General features: G+C 46.4%; 13 protein-coding genes and 1 tRNA gene. All 14 read left to right on the forward strand.

Going from position 1 to position 16,214, the window contains the following annotated elements:
* On the forward strand, positions 1-137 hold a 137-nt coding region (locus TOI97_RS12730; protein WP_456077548.1), incomplete at its 5' end, for an EF-Tu C-terminal domain-related protein.
* A 52-nt stretch (positions 138-189) separates the two neighbouring features.
* Positions 190-265: transfer RNA gene (locus TOI97_RS12735), tRNA-Trp, on the forward strand.
* Between the two features lie 40 nt (positions 266-305).
* Positions 306-674 (forward strand): preprotein translocase subunit SecE, encoded by a 369-nt coding sequence (secE, locus tag TOI97_RS12740; RefSeq protein ID WP_321554514.1) that lies wholly within the window; start codon positions 306-308, stop codon positions 672-674.
* 9 nt (positions 675-683) lie between these two features.
* Positions 684-1,217 carry a transcription termination/antitermination protein NusG gene (gene nusG / locus TOI97_RS12745; protein WP_321554515.1) on the forward strand — a complete coding sequence of 178 codons (534 nt, stop codon included), beginning with the start codon at positions 684-686 and terminating at the stop codon, positions 1,215-1,217.
* A gap of 112 nt (positions 1,218-1,329) precedes the next feature.
* Positions 1,330-1,761, forward strand: coding sequence for a 50S ribosomal protein L11 (gene rplK / locus TOI97_RS12750; protein WP_321554516.1), 432 nt, complete (start codon positions 1,330-1,332; stop codon positions 1,759-1,761).
* Positions 1,761-2,462, forward strand: coding sequence for a 50S ribosomal protein L1 (gene rplA / locus TOI97_RS12755; protein WP_321554517.1), 702 nt, complete (start codon positions 1,761-1,763; stop codon positions 2,460-2,462). Before rplK ends, rplA begins: the two co-directional genes overlap by 1 nt.
* Positions 2,463-2,645: 183 nt before the next feature.
* A complete protein-coding gene (gene rplJ / locus TOI97_RS12760) occupies positions 2,646-3,146 on the forward strand; it encodes a 50S ribosomal protein L10 (RefSeq protein WP_321554518.1) in 501 nt (166 codons plus the stop codon).
* Positions 3,147-3,223: 77 nt separating this feature from the next.
* A complete protein-coding gene (gene rplL, locus TOI97_RS12765; RefSeq protein WP_321554519.1) occupies positions 3,224-3,592 on the forward strand; it encodes a 50S ribosomal protein L7/L12 in 369 nt (122 codons plus the stop codon).
* 202 nt (positions 3,593-3,794) lie between these two features.
* Positions 3,795-7,877: a DNA-directed RNA polymerase subunit beta gene (gene rpoB / locus TOI97_RS12770; RefSeq protein WP_321554520.1), complete on the forward strand. Its 4,083-nt coding sequence runs from the start codon at positions 3,795-3,797 to the stop codon at positions 7,875-7,877.
* Between the two features lie 63 nt (positions 7,878-7,940).
* On the forward strand, positions 7,941-12,137 hold the full coding sequence (gene rpoC, locus TOI97_RS12775; RefSeq protein ID WP_321554521.1) for a DNA-directed RNA polymerase subunit beta': 4,197 nt from the start codon (positions 7,941-7,943) through the stop codon (positions 12,135-12,137).
* Between the two features lie 144 nt (positions 12,138-12,281).
* Complete coding sequence (rpsL, locus tag TOI97_RS12780) at positions 12,282-12,653, forward strand: 30S ribosomal protein S12 (RefSeq protein ID WP_321554522.1); 372 nt, start codon at positions 12,282-12,284, stop codon at positions 12,651-12,653.
* An 88-nt stretch (positions 12,654-12,741) separates the two neighbouring features.
* Positions 12,742-13,212: a 30S ribosomal protein S7 gene (rpsG, locus tag TOI97_RS12785; RefSeq protein WP_321554523.1), complete on the forward strand. Its 471-nt coding sequence runs from the start codon at positions 12,742-12,744 to the stop codon at positions 13,210-13,212.
* 18 nt (positions 13,213-13,230) lie between these two features.
* The gene (fusA, locus tag TOI97_RS12790; RefSeq protein ID WP_321554524.1) at positions 13,231-15,333 is read left to right on the forward strand and encodes an elongation factor G; all 2,103 of its coding nucleotides are present in this window, start codon (positions 13,231-13,233) and stop codon (positions 15,331-15,333) included.
* A 30-nt stretch (positions 15,334-15,363) separates the two neighbouring features.
* Positions 15,364-16,214 (forward strand): elongation factor Tu (locus TOI97_RS12795; protein ID WP_321554525.1); only part of this gene is annotated, 851 nt, incomplete at its 3' end.

Below are 16,214 nucleotides of genomic sequence, written 5' to 3' on the forward strand. Positions count from 1 at the left end.
TGGTAATGCCAGGTGATAACGTTAAACTTGACGTTACCCTGATTGCGCCAATCGCTATGGAAGATGGTTTACGCTTCGCGATTCGTGAAGGTGGCCGTACCGTAGGTGCTGGTGTTGTTTCAAAAATTATTGCGTAACACTTGACCTTTCTTTGCTGGGTCGGTAGTATAGCCGGCCTAGCAATGATCTAGGCCAGTAGCTCAATTGGCAGAGCAACGGTCTCCAAAACCGTAGGTTGGGGGTTCGATTCCCTCCTGGCCTGCCAACTTCCCAATAGTTGGCATTTCAATTTAGGATTCTAAGTAATGAATGCAAAAACTGAATCCAAGGAAAATCGTCTAGATTCTGTTAAGTGGTTATTGGTTGTCGCGCTCATCGCAGTTGGTGTGGTGGGTAATCAATATTTTGCCGCTGAATCAATTCTGTATCGTGTCCTAGGGCTGGTTGTTTTGGCAGCAGTAGCTTTTTTTATTGCTTCGAAAACAGCAAAAGGTCAGGCTTTCCTTACTTTAGCAAAAGAATCTCGTGCTGAAATACGAAAAGTTGTTTGGCCAAATAGACAAGAAACTACGCAGACTACATTGATTGTAGTTGTGGTTGTTTTGGTAATGGCGCTCTTGCTTTGGGGGCTCGACACGCTCCTTGGGTGGCTTGTCTCAATGATTGTAGGTTAAGGGTGCTCCGTGGCTAAGCGTTGGTATGTCGTGCACGCCTATTCAGGCTATGAAAAACAAGTAATGCGCCATTTGATTGAGCGTATTAAGTTCGCTGGTATGGAAGAAGAGTTTGGAGATGTTCTCGTTCCAACTGAAGAAGTTGTAGAAATGAGAAACGGTCAAAAACGTAAAAGCGAACGTAAATTTTTTCCAGGTTATGTGCTTGTTCAGGTAGAGATGTCTGAAGCAGCTTGGCACTTGATTAAGGATACGCCGCGAGTTCTCGGCTTTATTGGTGGTACTGCAGATAAGCCTGCACCAATCACCGAGAAAGAAGCTGATGCAATATTGCGTCGAGTCGAAGATAGTGGTGATAAGCCACGTCCAAGAACACTGTTTGAACCGGGTGAGACTGTTCGTGTTATCGACGGTCCATTTGCAGATTTTAACGGTGTTGTTGAAGAAGTGAATTATGAGAAGAGTCGCGTACAAGTGGCTGTTCTAATTTTTGGGCGTTCAACTCCAGTTGAGTTGGAGTTCAGTCAGGTAGAAAAAATCTGACAAAAAATATGGACATTACCCTGCAGCTTGTTGTTGCGGGGTTTTTTTGTCAAAGGACTGTGTATTAATCACTGGGAAGCCGTAAGGCGTTATACCCATTTTGGAGCGAATCATGGCTAAAAAGATTCAAGCTTATATTAAGCTGCAAGTAAAAGCCGGTCAGGCGAACCCTTCACCACCAGTTGGTCCTGCATTAGGTCAGCATGGTGTGAATATTATGGAGTTTTGTAAGGCGTTTAACGCAAAAACCCAAGGTGTTGAACCTGGTTTGCCAACACCAGTAATTATTACTGTGTACAGCGACCGTAGCTTTACTTTTGAAACAAAAAGTACCCCAGCTTCTTTCTTGTTGAAAAAAGCTGCAGGTGTAGCTAATGGTTCTGCGCGTCCAAATACTCAGAAAGTGGGTACTGTAACGCGTGCACAGTTAGAAGAAATTGCTAAAACAAAAGAAGCTGACTTGACTGCGGCTGAACTTGAAGCGGCTGTACGTACCATCGCTGGCTCTGCGCGCAGCATGGGCTTGAATGTGGAGGGCGTATAATGGCTAAGCTTTCAAAGCGCAAGCAGGCTATTGCTGCAAAAGTTGAGCACGGTAAGCATTATGCTTTTGAAGAGGCGGCAAGCCTACTAAGCGAGCTGTCCACAACTAAGTTTAAAGAGTCAGTTGATATCGCGATTAACCTAGGTGTTGATCCGCGTAAATCTGATCAAGTTGTACGTGGTGCAACTGTTATGCCTAACGGAACAGGTAAAACTGTTCGCGTAGCTGTTTTTGCGCAAGGTCCAGCGGCAGAAGCTGCAGTGGCTGCAGGTGCAGATAAAGTTGGTATGGATGATCTGGCTGCTGAAATGAAAGCCGGTGACCTGAATTATGACGTTGTTATCGCTGCACCGGACGCAATGCGCGTTGTAGGTCAGCTAGGTCAGGTTTTAGGTCCGCGTGGTCTGATGCCGAACCCTAAAGTTGGCACTGTAACTCCTGATGTTGCAACAGCAGTCAACAATGCTAAAGCAGGTCAGGCACGTTTCCGTACTGATAAGAACGGTATTATCCACGCTGCAATCGGTCAGGTTGATTTTGAACCGGCGAAACTGAAGCAGAACGCTGAAGCGTTACTAGCTGAGTTACGTCGTTTGAAGCCAGCATCATCTAAAGGTGTTTACATTAAACGTGTGACACTGAGCAGTACAATGGGTCCTGGTCTGATTATCGATCAGTCGAGCCTAATCGAAGCAAAATAAGCTTCGTATTTTTTGGGGTCCCTGCTTAGCGGGGGCCGTCAAAGACCGTAGGTGGCGTAAGCCTTAAGTGATATGTGTTGCACATATTGGCCTACGTAGATGGTGCTCCCGATTCTTTGTTGAATCAGACACCAAACAACGCTCAGTATACTGAGTGAAATGAAATAAGCAGGAGTAAAACCCGTGGCAATTAGACTCGAAGACAAGAAAGCTATAGTCGCTGAAGTCAACGAGGCTGCCCAAGCTGCCCTTTCCGCTGTTGTGGCTGATGCCCGTGGCGTGACAGTAGGCGCAATGACCGGACTCCGTAAAGAGGCTCGTGAGGCAGGTGTATATGTACGTGTAGTACGTAACACATTACTGCGTCGCGCCGTTGAAGGAACTCAGTATGATGTTCTGAACGACGTGTTCACTGGCCCGACCTTAATTGCTTTCTCTAACGAACATCCGGGCGCTGCTGCTCGTATTTTCAAAGAGTTCGCTAAAGGTCAGGATGCGTTCGAGATCAAAGCAGCCGCTTTTGAAGGCAACTTGATTGCAGCCGAGCAAATCGATGTATTGGCAACACTGCCAACCTTCGACGAAGCTGTATCTCAGTTGATGAGCGTTATGCAAGGTGCAACCAGCAAACTGGCACGCACTCTGGCAGCCGTTCGCGATCAGAAAGAAGCAGAAGCCGCTTAAGGCTCGTTTCTTTATACACAAATTTGATTTTGGTGGCTTAGTTTTTAAGTCATCTCCAATATAGGAAGCATAGAGTCATGGCTCTTACTAACGAAGATATCCTAAACGCCGTATCAGAAATGTCAGTAATGCAAATCGTTGAACTGATCTCTGCTATGGAAGAAAAGTTCGGTGTAACCGCTGCTGCTGCTACTGTAGCTGCTGCTGGTCCTGCCGCTGCTGCCGCTGAAGAGCAAACTGAGTTCACTTTAATGCTGGTTTCAGCAGGTGACAAGAAAGTTAACGCTATTAAAGCAGTACGTGAAATCACAGGTCTAGGCTTGAAAGAAGCTAAAGCAGTTGTTGATGGTGCACCAAGCGTTGTTAAAGAAGATCTTTCTAAAGATGATGCTGAAGCTGCTAAGAAAATCCTGGAAGATGCAGGTGCTACTGTCGAGCTTAAATAAGCTTGATGCAGCATAGAAACAGCCTGGGCAAAAGGCTGATGGCTGGTGACTAATGTCACCGGCCTTTTTCTGTTATAGCTCATCATTGAGTAGATGCAAAAGCAGAACTCTTGAGCAAACTGAAAAATAAATATTTGCACGATTTACTGGATATTTCCGCCGGAAGTATCCAACAGGCAGGTTACCAAGCTGGGGAACGCTGATGGCTTACTCATATACTGAGAAAAAACGTATCCGCAAGGACTTTAGCAAGCTGCAGGATGTTATGGATGTGCCGTATTTGCTGGCAATCCAATTAGATTCTTATCGTGAATTTCTGCAGACTGGCGTGAGCAAGGAGCAGTTCCGTGATATTGGCCTGCACGCAGCCTTTAAATCGGTATTCCCGATTATTAGTTACTCAGGCAACGCAGCGCTTGAGTACGTAGGGTATCGCTTAGGCGAGCCCGCTTTTGATGTTAAAGAATGTTCTTTACGTGGTGTGACTTATGCGGTCCCATTGCGTGTAAAAGTACGCTTAATTATTTTTGATCGTGAGTCTTCAAGCAAAGCGATTAAAGATATTAAAGAGCAAGAAGTTTATATGGGTGAAATCCCATTAATGACTGAAAACGGTACCTTTGTAATTAATGGTACTGAGCGTGTAATTGTTTCACAGTTGCACCGCTCACCGGGTGTGTTCTTTGACCACGATCGTGGTAAGACTCATAGCTCAGGTAAGTTACTCTATTCTGCTCGCGTTATTCCTTACCGTGGCTCATGGCTCGATTTTGAGTTTGACCCGAAAGACTGCGTGTTTGTACGTATTGACCGTCGCCGTAAACTGCCTGCGTCAGTTCTCTTGCGTGCGCTGGGCTATACAACGGAAGAAATCCTTGCAGAGTTCTATGCAACAAACGTGTTCCACGTTTCTGCCGATGAAGTTAGTCTTGAGTTAGTACCACAGCGTTTGCGTGGTGAAATTGCTACCTTTGATATTAAAGACGATCAAGACAAAGTTATCGTTGAAGAAGGTCGCCGTATTACTTCACGTCATATTCGACAGTTGGAGAAAGCAGGTATTACTAAACTGGTAGTACCGACTGAGTACATTGTTGGTGTGACTACAGCTAAGCCAATCGTTCATCCTGCAACGGGTGAGATCTTAGTTGAGTGTAATACAGAGCTGACGGCAGAAATGCTGCAAACTGTTGTTGACGCACAAGTTGTCCAGATTGAAGCGCTTTACACAAACGATATCGATTGCGGTCCGTTTATTTCAGATACTCTGAAAATTGATAGCACTACGAATCAGTTGGAAGCGTTGGTTGAGATTTACCGCATGATGCGTCCTGGTGAGCCACCAACTAAGGATGCAGCTGAAAACTTGTTCAAAAACTTGTTCTTTACTTCAGAGCGTTATGACTTATCTGCTGTTGGACGTATGAAGTTCAACCGCCGTATTGGTCGTAAGGAAATTTTAGGCGAAGGCGTACTGAGCAAAGAAGACATTGTTGATGTTCTAAAGACTATCGTAGATATTCGTAACGGTCACGGTGTTGTTGATGATATCGACCACCTCGGAAACCGTCGTGTACGCTGCGTTGGTGAAATGGCCGAAAACCAATTCCGTGTTGGTTTAGTACGTGTTGAGCGTGCAGTTAAAGAACGTCTATCTATGGCTGAAAGTGAAGGCTTGATGCCACAAGACTTAATTAACGCTAAGCCAGTGGCGGCAGCGGTTAAAGAGTTCTTTGGTTCGAGCCAGTTGTCTCAGTTTATGGATCAAAACAACCCGCTGTCTGAAGTGACACATAAGCGTCGCGTCTCAGCTCTTGGTCCAGGTGGTCTAACACGTGAGCGTGCAGGCTTTGAAGTGCGTGACGTACACCCAACCCACTACGGTCGTGTATGTCCGGTAGAGACACCAGAAGGTCCAAACATTGGTTTGATTAACTCTTTAGCAACTTATGCGCGTACAAACAGCTACGGTTTCTTGGAAACCCCGTACCGTATTGTTAAAGAAGGTAAAGTGACTGATGAGGTTGTGTTCTTATCAGCCATTGAAGAGACAGATCATGTTGTTGCTCAGGCTTCGGCAAGTATGAGCGAAGACAACGTTTTGACTGATGAGTTGGTTACCGTTCGTCATATGAATGAAACCACTGTTAAGGCGCCTGAAGAGGTGACTTTAATGGATGTGTCACCGAAACAAGTTGTATCTGTTGCAGCTTCATTGATTCCGTTCTTAGAGCATGACGATGCTAACCGAGCCTTGATGGGTTCGAACATGCAACGTCAAGCGGTGCCAACATTGCGTGCTGATAAGCCATTAGTTGGTACAGGTATGGAGCGTAACGTTGCGCGGGACTCAGGTGTGTGTGAAGTTGCACGTCGAGGCGGCGTGATTGAGTCTGTTGATGCTAGCCGTATTGTTGTACGTGTTAATGATGATGAAGTCGACGCGGGTGAGGCAGGTGTAGATATTTACAACCTGACAAAATATACCCGTTCGAACCAGAATACCTGTATTAATCAACGTCCATTGGTGCGTAAGGGTGAAAAGGTATCGCGTGGTGATATTATGGCCGATGGACCATCCACCGATATGGGTGAGTTGGCTTTAGGTCAGAACATGCGCGTGGCATTTATGCCGTGGAATGGTTATAACTTTGAAGACTCCATTTTGCTGTCTGAGCGTGTAGCTGAAGAAGATCGTTACACCACAATTCATATTCAAGAGTTGACCTGTGTTTCACGTGACACCAAGTTAGGTCCAGAAGAAATTACTTCGGATATTCCTAATGTGGGTGAGGCAGCACTGAACAAGTTGGATGAAGCTGGTATCGTTTATGTAGGTGCTGAAGTAGAAGCAGGAGATATCTTAGTTGGTAAGGTGACGCCAAAAGGTGAAACTCAGCTGACCCCTGAAGAGAAACTTTTGCGTGCAATTTTCGGTGAGAAAGCCTCTGACGTAAAAGATACTTCATTGCGCGTGCCAACGGGTACAAAAGGTACCATCATTGATGTACAAGTCTTTACTCGTGATGGTGTTGAGCGTGATTCTCGTGCTTTGTCCATTGAAAAAGCACAGTTAGATGAGATCCGTAAAGACCTCAACGAAGAGCTGCGCATTGTCGAAGGTGCAACCTTTGAGCGTCTGCGCAAGCATTTAGTAGGTGCAACAGCAGAAGGTGGGGCTGGCGTTAAGAAAGGCACTGAACTGACACACGAGATTCTTGATGGGATCGAGCATGGTCAGTGGTTCAAGCTACGTATGGCGGATGATGCGCTAAACGAGCAGCTAGAGAAAGCTCAGGCTTACCTGATTGATCGTCGTAAGTTACTTGATGAGAAATTCGAAGATAAAAAACGTAAGCTGCAACAGGGTGATGACTTAGCTCCGGGTGTGCAGAAAATTGTTAAGGTTTACTTAGCAATTAAACGTCGCATCCAGCCAGGTGATAAGATGGCAGGACGTCACGGTAACAAAGGTGTGGTTTCGGTGATTATGCCGGTTGAAGATATGCCGCATGATGCTGATGGTGTGCCTGTTGATATCGTACTAAACCCTCTCGGTGTTCCTTCGCGAATGAACGTAGGTCAGATTCTTGAAACACACTTAGGTCTAGCGGCCAAAGGTTTGGGTGAAAAGATCAACTTGATGTTGGAAGAGCAACGTAAAGTTACTGAGCTGCGTGAGTTTTTACATAAGATTTACAACGAGATTGGTGGTGCTGAAGAAGATCGCGTAGATCTTGATAGTCTCAACGATGAAGAAATTCTCGAACTGGCGAACAACTTGCGTGGCGGCGTGCCAATGGCAACCCCTGTGTTTGACGGTGCTGAAGAACCAGAAATTAAAGCAATGCTTAAGCTTGCTGATCTACCAGAAAGTGGCCAGATGACGTTGTATGATGGCCGTACCGGTAATGCGTTTGATCGACCTGTAACTGTGGGTTACATGTACATCTTGAAGTTGAACCACTTGGTTGACGATAAGATGCACGCGCGTTCTACGGGTTCATACAGCCTAGTGACTCAGCAGCCTCTGGGCGGTAAAGCACAGTTCGGTGGACAGCGCTTTGGTGAGATGGAGGTATGGGCACTGGAAGCATACGGTGCTGCATATACTCTGCAAGAAATGTTGACCGTGAAATCGGATGACGTGAACGGCCGGACTAAGATGTATAAAAACATTGTAGACGGAGATCATCGTATGGAGCCTGGTATGCCAGAGTCCTTCAACGTATTGATCAAAGAGATTCGTTCGCTCGGTATCGATATCGAACTGGAAACCGTTTAACACGCGTGCATATTAGGAGCGGTGTAGAAATACCCGCTCCCAGCTCCGTCCGGAGGAAAGGCCTTGAAAGATTTATTAAATTTATTAAAAAACCAGAGCCAAACTGAAGAGTTCGATGCGATTAAAATTACGCTCGCCTCTCCAGAAATGATTCGCTCTTGGTCCTTTGGTGAAGTAAAAAAGCCAGAGACCATTAACTACCGCACGTTTAAACCTGAGCGTGATGGGCTATTCTGTGCCAAAATTTTTGGTCCAGTTAAAGACTATGAATGCCTGTGTGGTAAGTACAAGCGTCTCAAGCACCGAGGTGTGATTTGTGAGAAGTGTGGCGTAGAGGTTGCGCTCTCTAAAGTACGCCGTGAGCGTATGGCTCATATTGAGCTGGCATCACCTTGTGCGCACATTTGGTTTTTAAAATCACTACCAAGCCGTATTGGTTTGCTATTGGATATGACTCTGCGTGATATTGAGCGCGTGTTGTATTTTGAAAGCTATGTAGTGATCAACCCAGGAATGACGACGCTTGAAAAAGGTCAGCTGCTGAATGATGAGCAGTACTTTGAAGCCTTGGAAGAGTTTGGTGATGACTTTGACGCTCGCATGGGTGCTGAAGCTGTTCGCGAATTGCTCATGGACATCGATCTTGAGTATGAGATCAATGCATTACGTGAGGAAATTCCGCAGACCAATTCCGAAACTAAGATTAAAAAGCTTTCGAAGCGTTTGAAACTGATGGAAGCATTTCACGGCTCAGGTAACAAGCCTGAATGGATGGTGCTAAGCGTATTGCCAGTACTGCCACCAGACTTGCGTCCGTTGGTGCCGTTAGATGGTGGTCGCTTTGCAACATCAGATCTAAACGATCTGTATCGTCGTGTAATTAACCGTAACAATCGTCTGAAGCGTTTATTAGAGCTTTCTGCACCTGACATCATCGTACGTAACGAAAAGCGTATGTTGCAGGAATCTGTGGATGCTTTACTGGATAACGGCCGTCGCGGCCGTGCTATTACTGGCAGTAATAAGCGTCCATTGAAATCCTTGGCTGATATGATCAAGGGTAAGCAGGGTCGTTTCCGTCAAAACCTGCTGGGTAAGCGCGTTGACTACTCTGGCCGTTCTGTGATTGTTGTAGGTCCAGCTTTGCGTCTGCATCAGTGTGGTCTGCCAAAGAAAATGGCACTGGAGCTATTTAAGCCGTTTATTTTCGGCAAGCTTGAGCAGCGTGGTTTAGCAACAACCATTAAAGCAGCGAAGAAGATGGTTGAGCGTGAATTGCCAGAGGTTTGGGACGTTTTAGCGGATGTGATTCGTGAGCACCCAGTCTTATTAAACCGTGCACCAACGTTGCACCGTTTAGGTATTCAGGCATTTGAGCCGGTATTAATTGAAGGTAAAGCCATTCAGCTTCATCCGTTAGTATGTGCGGCGTATAACGCTGACTTTGACGGTGACCAAATGGCTGTACACGTACCGTTGACACTTGAGGCTCAGCTTGAGTCGCGTGCTTTAATGATGTCGACTAACAATATTCTGTCACCAGCAAACGGTGAGCCGATTATTGTACCTTCGCAAGACGTTGTTCTTGGTTTGTACTACATGACCCGTGAAGCGGTCAACGTGAAAGGAGAGGGTCGCATTTTTGCTGACCTCCAAGAGGTTGACCGTGTTTATCGCTCTGGTGATGCACATCTGCATGCCAAAGTGAAAGTGCGTATCAGCGAAACGGTTAACAGTACCGATGGTAGCGTGACGCACAATACTAGCATTGTTGATACTACAGTTGGTCGCGCGTTATTGTTCCAAATTGTTCCTGAAGGCTTGCCATTCTCATTGGTTAACCAACCAATGAAGAAGAAGGCGATTTCGAACTTAATCAACCAGTGTTACCGCGTTGTCGGCTTGAAAGAGACGGTGATCTTTGCTGACCAGTTGATGTACAGCGGTTTTGCATTCTCAACCATCTCTGGGGTTTCAATCGGTGTAAACGATTTTGTTATTCCAGAAGAAAAAGCCACGATCATTGATCGTGCGATCGAGGAAGTGAAAGAGATCGAAAAGCAGTATGCTTCTGGTCTTGTAACTCAAGGTGAGAAGTACAACAAAGTCATCGACTTGTGGTCAAAAGCAAACGATGAAGTCTCGAAAGCGATGATGGCGAACTTGTCGACAGAACCAGTGGTTAACCGCGAGGGTGAAACTGTTAGTCAGGAGTCGTTTAACTCCATGTATATGATGGCTGACTCCGGTGCTCGAGGTTCTGCAGCACAGATTCGTCAGCTAGCAGGTATGCGAGGTTTGATGGCTAAGCCAGATGGCTCCATTATTGAGACGCCAATTACTGCAAACTTCCGTGAAGGTTTGAACGTACTTCAGTACTTTATTTCGACGCACGGTGCGCGTAAAGGTCTTGCTGATACCGCATTGAAGACTGCAAACTCCGGTTATTTAACACGTCGCTTGGTTGATGTTGCTCAAGATTTGGTTGTGACCGAGGTTGACTGTGGCACGGAAGAGGGGCTCGTCTTAACTCCACATATTGAAGGTGGTGATGTTGTTGAGCCACTGGGTGACCGTGTACTGGGGCGTGTAATTGCCCAAGATGTAATTAAACCAGGCAGCGATGAGGTATTGATCCCAATGGATACGCTCATTGACGAGCGTTGGGTTGATTTCATTGAGGTCAATAGTATTGATGAAGTTATTGTACGCTCGCCGATTACTTGTGAGACCCGTCACGGTATTTGCGCGAAGTGCTATGGTCGTGACCTAGCACGAGGCCATGAAGTGAACCAGGGCGAGGCTGTAGGGGTTATTGCTGCACAGTCTATTGGTGAGCCAGGTACTCAGTTAACGATGCGTACGTTCCACATTGGTGGTGCGGCAAGTCGTACTTCTGCTGCTGATAGTGTCCAAGTGAAGAATGGTGGTACCGTTCGTCTGCTTAACTTGAAGCATGTAGACCGTGCCGATGGTAGTTTAGTTGCTGTATCGCGTTCCGGTGAGTTAGCTATTGCTGATGAATTTGGTCGTGAGCGTGAGCGCTATAAACTCCCTTATGGTGCTGTTATTTCAGTGCAAGAAGGTGATGTAGTCGATGCTGGAGCGGTGGTTGCTAAGTGGGATCCGCATACACACCCAATCGTTACTGAGACAACTGGTGTTGTACAGTTCGTTGGTATGGAAGCTGGTATTACTATTAAGCGTCAGACGGATGAGCTGACCGGTTTAAGTAATATTGAAGTAATGGATCCGCAAGACCGCCCGGCAGCTGGTAAAGATATTCGCCCTGCGATTAAGTTAGTTGATGATAATGGTGAGGACTTATTCTTACCTGGTACTGACGTTGTTGCACAGTACTTCTTGCCGCCGCATGCGTTAGTGAACTTAAATGACGGTGCGCGTATCAACATTGGTGATGTTGTTGCACGTATTCCGCAAGAGACTTCAAAAACTCGAGATATTACGGGTGGTTTGCCACGCGTTGCCGACTTGTTTGAAGCGCGTCGCCCGAAAGAAGCTGCGATCCTTGCTGAGGTGAGCGGAACTATCTCCTTTGGTAAGGAGACTAAAGGTAAGCGTCGTTTAGTGATTACTCCAACTGATGGCAGCGAGCCATATGAAGAACTGATTCACAAATGGCGTCACTTGAACGTGTTTGAGGGGGAGCAGGTTAACCGTGGGGAAGTTATTTCTGACGGTCCAAGCAACCCGCATGATATCTTGCGTCTACTTGGTGTAAGTGCTTTAGCGCGTTACATTGTGACTGAGATTCAAGAGGTTTACCGTTTACAGGGTGTGAAAATCAACGATAAGCACATTGAAACGATTTTGCGTCAAATGTTGCGTAAAGTTGAGATCACGGAGTCTGGTGACTCATCCTTTATTAAGGGTGATCAAGCTGAGTACAATCATGTACTGGAAGAAAACGAAAGATTGGCTGCCCAAGATCGTTTCCCTGCTAAGTACGAGCGTGTTTTGCTTGGTATTACTAAGGCATCCTTGTCAACAGAGTCATTCATTTCTGCAGCATCTTTCCAGGAAACAACTCGTGTCCTGACTGAAGCTGCAGTAACTGGTAAGCGTGACTACTTGCGCGGCCTGAAAGAAAACGTAGTTGTTGGACGATTAATTCCAGCAGGTACTGGACTTGCATACCACGCTGAGCGTAAACGTAAGCGTGCAATTGAGTCCCCGCAAGGTGTGAGTGCCAGTGATGTTGAGGCTGCATTAAGTGAAGCTCTCAACTTAAAAGAGTAAAAAGCTAAAAATTAATGCGTTTGCATTGATAATTAGCCTTGACGGGGTGCAAGACTCTAACTAGACTCTTGTACCCCTAAATTTGACGGGATTGTAAGACCCCGTCACTTTGTTTATGTCGTAAGACAACAGTGGAGCTTGTAGATGGCAACTATTAACCAGCTGGTGCGTAAGTCGCGCAAGCGCATCGTCGAGAAAAGCGGCGTGCCTGCGTTAGAAAACTGCCCACAGCGTCGTGGCGTATGTACTCGTGTATATACCACCACACCTAAAAAACCGAACTCAGCATTGCGTAAAGTTTGCCGTGTTCGTCTAACTAATGGCTATGAAGTATCTTCCTATATCGGTGGAGAAGGCCATAACTTACAAGAGCACAGTGTTGTTCTGATCCGTGGTGGTCGAGTAAAAGACTTACCAGGTGTTCGTTACCACACAGTGCGCGGCGCTTTAGACACATCAGGTGTTAAAGACCGTAAACAGGGTCGCTCCAAGTATGGTGCGAAGCGTCCTAAGTAATTTTTATTAATATTTCGAGTCGATAAGAGTAAGGTCGGGCCTGTAACTGAGTCCCGAGCTAACCTGAAGACCGTTTGAGGGCTTATCAATGCCAAGACGTCGCGTTGTTGCAAAACGTGAGATTCTGGATGATCCAATTTATGGAAGTCAGATTCTTGCAAAATTTATGAACCACGTTATGGAAAGCGGTAAGAAAGCCGTTGCCGAGCGTATTGTGTACGGTGCGCTGGAAACAGTAAAAAGCCGTAATAACAGTGAACCATTGGAGACCTTCGAGAAAGCACTCGACGCCATCGCTCCGCTGGTCGAAGTTAAGTCTCGTCGTGTAGGTGGTGCTACCTACCAGGTTCCTGTTGAAGTTCGTCCTTCACGTCGTAACGCATTAGCAATGCGTTGGTTGGTTGAAGCTGCGCGTAAGCGTGGTGAGAAATCAATGGCGTTGCGTTTAGCGGGCGAGTTGATGGATGCAGCTGAAGGTAAAGGTTCAGCTGTTAAAAAGCGTGAAGATGTTCACCGCATGGCAGAAGCTAACAAGGCTTTCTCGCATTACCGTTTTTAATTTAGCGAGGAAATAATTTTGGCTCGTACTACCCCTATTAATCGCTACCGTAACATTGGTATCTGTGCGCACGTTGACGCGGGTAAAACCACTACAACTGAGCGTATCCTGTTCTATACAGGTGTAAACCATAAAATGGGTGAAACCCATGATGGTGCAAGTACCACTGACTGGATGGCGCAAGAGCAAGAGCGCGGAATTACTATTACTTCTGCTGCGGTAACAGCCTTCTGGGAAGGTTCTACTAAGCAGTATGATAAGTACCGCATTAACGTTATTGATACCCCAGGTCACGTAGACTTTACAATTGAAGTTGAGCGTTCACTGCGTGTATTGGATGGTGCTGTAGTTGTATTCTGTGGTTCGTCTGGTGTTGAGCCTCAGTCTGAGACTGTATGGCGTCAAGCAAATAAATACGGTGTTCCGCGTGTTGTTTACGTAAACAAGCTGGACCGTCAAGGTGCAGACTTTAAGCGAGTTTTGGGTCAGATCAAGCAGCGTTTAGGTCATACTCCGGTTGCTTTGCAATTGCCGATCGGTTCAGAAGAAAACTTTGTGGGTCAGATTGATCTCATGACGATGAAAGCCCGTTACTGGGATGACAGCGACATGGGTATGACGTACCGCGAAGAAGAAATTCCAGCTGAAATGCTAGCTGATGCCGAAGAATACCGTTCTTTGATGGTTGAGGCGGCTGCAGAGTCAAGTGAAGAGTTGATGGATAAGTACCTCGAAGGTGAGGAACTGACTATCGATGAAATCAAAGAAGGCTTGCGTGTTCGTACAATTGCTAACGAAATTGTTCCAGCAGTTTGTGGTTCCTCCTTTAAAAATAAAGGTGTTCCATTAGTGCTCGACGCCGTTATTGATTATTTGCCAGCACCAACTGATATTCCTGCCATCAAGGGTGTTCATCCTGATGATGAGGAGAAAGTTGATGATCGTCCGGCTGATGACAATGGTCCGTTTGCGGCGCTGTCATTTAAGATCGCTACAGATCCATTCGTGGGTACTTTGACCTTTGTTCGTGTTTACTCAGGTGTCCTGTCCTCAGGTGACTCAGTATTGAACTCGGTGAAAGGAAAGCGTGAACGTGTCGGTCGTATGGTGCAGATGCATGCTAACGATCGTCAAGAGATTAAAGAAGTGCGTGCGGGTGATATCGCAGCATTGATCGGTATGAAAGATGTGACCACAGGGGATACTTTGTGCTCGCAGGATAATCCGATCATTCTTGAGCGTATGGAGTTCCCTGAGCCAGTTATTTCGGTCGCAGTTGAGCCGAAAACTAAAGCTGACCAAGAAAAAATGGGTATTGCTTTAGGTCGATTGGCACAAGAAGACCCATCGTTCCGCGTTAAAACTGATGAGGAAACCGGTCAAACAATTATTTCGGGTATGGGTGAATTACACCTTGATATCCTGGTTGACCGTATGAAGCGTGAGTTTAACGTTGAAGCAAATATTGGTAAGCCGCAGGTTGCTTATCGTGAAACGATCCGTAACAACTGTGAGATTGAAGGCAAGTTTGTCCGTCAGTCTGGTGGTCGCGGTCAGTTCGGTCACTGCTGGATACGCTTCGCGCCTGCTGATGAAGGTCAGGAAGGTCTGGAGTTTACCAGTGAGATTGTTGGTGGTGTGATTCCAAAAGATTACATTCCAGCGATCCAGAAAGGTATCGAAGAGCAGATGCAGAACGGTATTGTTGCCGGCTATCCGCTCATCGGTCTTAAAGCTACAGTGTTTGATGGTTCCTACCATGATGTTGACTCAAACGAAATGGCGTTTAAAGTCGCTGCTTCGATGGCAACTAAGCAGCTCGCTCAAAAAGGTGGCGCAGTACTGCTTGAGCCAGTCATGAAGGTCGAGGTGGTTACACCTGAAGACTACATGGGTGATGTGATGGGTGACCTGAACCGTCGTCGTGGCTTAATTCAAGGTATGGACGATAGTCCTTCAGGAAAAGTAATTCGTGCTGAAGTGCCACTGGGTGAGATGTTTGGTTATGCAACCGACGTTCGCTCAATGTCGCAAGGTCGTGCGAGCTACTCCATGGAGTTCTCTAAGTACTCAGAAGCGCCGGCGAATATTGTCGATGCAATTGTTAACCAAAAAGGTTGATCCAGCCCATTTAGTAAGAGGTAATATATCGTGGCTAAGGAAAAATTTGAACGTAATAAACCGCACCTGAACGTTGGTACTATCGGTCACGTTGACCATGGTAAGACTACACTGACAGCTGCACTGACTCGTGTTTGTCATGAGATCTGGGGTGGAGAAGGCGCGTCGAAAGGTTACGACCAGATCGATAACGCACCAGAAGAAAAAGCACGTGGTATCACCATTAGCACGTCACACGTAGAGTACGACTCACCAGAGCGTCACTATGCGCACGTTGACTGCCCAGGTCACGCTGACTACGTTAAAAACATGATTACTGGTGCTGCACAGATGGACGGCGCTATTCTTGTTTGTTCAGCAGCTGATGGCCCTATGCCACAGACTCGTGAGCACATCTTGCTGTCTCGTCAGGTTGGTGTTCCGTACATTGTTGTATTCCTGAACAAAGCCGACATGGTTGACGACGAAGAGTTGTTAGAGTTGGTTGAGATGGAAGTACGTGACCTGTTGAGCGAATACGACTTCCCAGGCGACGACACTCCGATCATCGTTGGTTCTGCATTGATGGCGTTAGAAGGCCGTGATGATAACGGTTTAGGTACAACCGCTGTTAAAACGCTGGTTGAGACACTTGACTCATACTTGCCTGAGCCAGAGCGTGCAATTGATCAGCCATTCTTGCTGCCAATTGAAGACGTATTCTCTATCTCAGGTCGTGGTACAGTAGTAACTGGCCGTGTTGAGCGTGGTGTTGTTAAAGTTGGTGAAGAAATCGAGATCGTTGGTATCCGTGACACCGTAAAAACCACCTGTACTGGTGTTGAAATGTTCCGTAAGCTGCTTGACGAAGGTCGTGCAGGTGAGAACGTTGGTGTTCTGTT

The organism is Denitrificimonas halotolerans (assembly GCF_034259425.1).
Taxonomy (GTDB): Bacteria; Pseudomonadota; Gammaproteobacteria; order Pseudomonadales; family Pseudomonadaceae; genus Denitrificimonas; species Denitrificimonas halotolerans.

Coding starts and splice junctions, on each gene's coding strand:
- rplA (WP_321554517.1), top strand. CDS start 1,761: ATGGCTAAGCTTTCAAAGCGCAAGCAGGCTATTGCTGCAAAAGTTGAG.
- secE (WP_321554514.1), top strand. CDS start 306: ATGAATGCAAAAACTGAATCCAAGGAAAATCGTCTAGATTCTGTTAAG.
- rpsL (WP_321554522.1), top strand. CDS start 12,282: ATGGCAACTATTAACCAGCTGGTGCGTAAGTCGCGCAAGCGCATCGTC.
- rpsG (WP_321554523.1), top strand. CDS start 12,742: ATGCCAAGACGTCGCGTTGTTGCAAAACGTGAGATTCTGGATGATCCA.
- rpoB (WP_321554520.1), top strand. CDS start 3,795: ATGGCTTACTCATATACTGAGAAAAAACGTATCCGCAAGGACTTTAGC.
- rplL (WP_321554519.1), top strand. CDS start 3,224: ATGGCTCTTACTAACGAAGATATCCTAAACGCCGTATCAGAAATGTCA.
- rplK (WP_321554516.1), top strand. CDS start 1,330: ATGGCTAAAAAGATTCAAGCTTATATTAAGCTGCAAGTAAAAGCCGGT.